At 32.7% G+C, this 3,281-nt stretch carries 2 pseudogenes; both read right to left on the reverse strand.

The features are described from left to right. Positions 1-2,633 (reverse strand): annotated as a pseudogene (locus tag BGS40_RS09785) (conjugal transfer protein TraG N-terminal domain-containing protein); the annotation flags it as partial. 355 nt (positions 2,634-2,988) lie between these two features. Next, a pseudogene (locus BGS40_RS06330) lies at positions 2,989-3,281 on the reverse strand (hypothetical protein); the annotation flags it as partial.

Here is a 3,281-nt window from a genome sequence, read left to right on the forward strand (position 1 = left end):
ATAGCAGTTCCTGCTTTTTTCTCAGCTGCACCTGCTGCTTTTTGAATTCCACCTGCTAATCTTTCTGATTTAACATCATTAGGGGCATTTCTTGTTGCCATAAAGCCTTTTTGTCTTGAATTTAAATCATCTATGGCTTTATTGTGATCAGTCATAACACCTCTTGGATCATGATAATTGTGCTTTGATTATCCAAACAATCCATTTGAATTGACATTAGAATCTACTCCTGCGTAATGTGATAATCCTTGCATATCTCCCCTTGCAGCCATATTTTAACAGCATTCACAGCAGAAGCCACATTTTCTTTATTAACTACGCCACCATAATTTTCATTGATATAGCCTTGAACGATAGATGATCCGCCATCATAACCCACTGAATTATTAAGTGTTTTAGCTTCATTATATCTATCCATAGAACTTTTAATACTAGCAGAATTTGTAACATTTCCTGTTTTAAGAAGATTGTTAAATGAAGCACTTGCATCTCTATTTTTGCCAATTTCATTAGAAAGACTTTCGTTAAAGGTTTTATTAAATGTTTCTTGTTGATTTTTGCTTAGATTTTGATACCAATCTTCAGTTTCTACCGATCCTGTAGATACATAGCCTCCTGCATCAATATTTATTCTAACTCCTTTTATTTCTTTATTTAAGCCAATACCACCGCCAATTTTTCCACTCATCACATCTTCATAAGCTTGTTTTACATCCACACCTGTTGCTTTAGAATAAGCATTAGCTAAAGCATGTTGCGTTGCATTAGTAATAGCACTTCTATCGTTTTCTGATAAGGCTAAGCTATCTCCTTTGCCACTAGCAACTTCTAAAGCTCTTTGAGATAGGTTAGAATTTTGAATCGCATCACTTAGAGCGTGTGCTCTTGTTTCTAAATTGCTTGCAGTCATACCAGCATTTAAACCTTTAATAGCGGCATTACCTATTGAACCATTAGCATTGATTACAGCTGAACTTCCTGTCATATTATCTTTAACTAATTCGCCACCATGTTGCATATCTCTTGTTCCCATAAAACTTCTACCACCTGCACCAAACGAAGATTGAAGAGTATTATAACCTGCACCCACAGCCCAAACTTCATCTCCTCTAGGAGCAGCGATGCTAGTTTGTGTAGATAGAGCTTGCTGATTTGCAAAGCTTCCAGCAGCTCTTGAAGCACCTGTTAGAGCTTGAGATAATCCAGAAGCAAAAGTTACAAATCCTTGTTCACTTGCTTTAGCTATAGCATAAGCTAAAACAGGAGTACTCATTACAAGATAATTCATGAAATTTGATCTATTTGCTACTTCTTTGAATATAAGCATGTTATCTCCTAAGCTTAAAGCTGCTTTTCCACCTGTTATTACTTGCGCAACTTTCATAAGATTATAATCATTTAGATAGTTAATAATACAAAGTATAGGAGTCCAAAGCACTATCCAAATACACAGAGTAAAAAACATCTTAATATGTGCGTAAGAGCCAAATACAATAGAAAGTAAAGCAACAAGCCAAGATAAACCTATGATAATAGCTGTTAAATAAGCTTTAGCTAAAGGCAAATAAGTTTGTGCCATGTGTCCTTGTGCTTGCATACTTGCGTAAAATTGCTGATCCGCATAAGCAGTATTTGCAGCCACAGAAGCAGGATTTAATCCTACTGATTTAGCGGTATTAATGATTGCATCTTGAGAAGCAAGCATTATCATGGATTGCTGTAAATAAGATCTAGCACTTACAGCTTGTTCGTTATAGATTTGTGCAGCGCCTAAGAACTTTTGCTCATAATTTGTCATATCATTCGCCATACCAAGCAAAGCAGCATGGATTTTCATAGCTTCATCTGTATCTTTTTTAATCATTTCAACGATTTGAGGACCCGCATCAGAACAAGGTACAACGCTTTGTTCTTCAACATTATTATTATTTTTAAACAAAGGAGTGAGCTGAGAGCCATTGCCTATGTTTGTGAAAAGATCTTGCATTAAATTATCAGAGTTTTGAAAAAGATTTCTACCTTGTTGATTATACTGAAACGCAGTTTCTAAAGTAAAAATCAATATTTTTTTGTAAAGTTGCATCAATAGCCGAAAGCTTTACACTTGGTAAAGTACTCATCACTTGAAGTGAAAAACCTAAACCTGCGTTAGAAAAATTTGTAGATTGTGGAGTTGAAAAATGTTTTTCCATAGCTTCTAGAATAAGTCTTTCAAATTGTGTCATTAATGCAAAGCTTTTTCCTATGCCTATAGAAATTTGAGAAATGACATAATCTTTGCTAGTGACTTCATCGTGAATCATGAAGCGGTGATTATTGTCATTTGGTGCTTTTAAAAACATGTACCACACTACAGCAAAAAGCATAAACATTTTTCCAAGTTCAAACACAGGATTTGTTTGTCCATCCATTGCTTTTTTGATACTGAAAAGCAATAATGAAATAGCTAAGGCTGCATTAACGATATAATCTGTTTCAGTGGTTATACCTTTAACCGCTTGCATGATTTCATTCATCACATCGCCATAACCCCAAGTATAGATTAGATTTCCATTAGCTATTTCAGTTGCACCAAATAAAAATGAAGGTGCAAAAAACAAAGTGCTAAAGAATAACAAGTAAAATCTTTTCACGGATTATATTAAAGAAGTTAAAGAGTTTATTTGGTATAATTATAAAAGGGTGAAACGCCAAAGGGCTGCCACCCTGTGGCATAATCACACCCTAGAAAGGGGGTGAAACTATGTTTCGTTTCGTACTTATAATTATACTAATTTGTATAATTACTGTCAAGGCTTATTAGCCTTGCCCCTTTTCTTAAGGGGCGAAACTCCCTTGTGGCTTACACCAAACAAACTTTTAACTAAGCCTATCTTCCTTTCTATTAAATTTCTATATTTTTCTATATTTTTTTATATTTTTTTATATTTTTTATTTGACTAAATAATAAACTTAACAAGATTTAAATTTACCAAATCTACTATCTTTTTACTTCAATCTCACATTCATAATCATATTAGATAAAAAGATACTATCTTTATCAAAGTCTTTTGAGTTATATTCATTTTTTGATTGTATAGTTTGCATAGTTTGCATTAAAGTTGAAAGATTGTATAAACTTAAACTTTCTAATATATTTATAAGTTCTATCTTGCTTAAAGTATTAAAATCATTTAACAAGCTAAGATAATTACTTATAATAGAAGAAGAGTGAATACTATGAAATAAAATTTTATTTTTTATATCTTTTTTAATAAAAAATTGATTATTTTTTATATAAA

This window comes from Campylobacter sp. 107 (assembly GCF_002383835.1).
Taxonomy (GTDB): Bacteria; Campylobacterota; Campylobacteria; order Campylobacterales; family Campylobacteraceae; genus Campylobacter_D; species Campylobacter_D jejuni.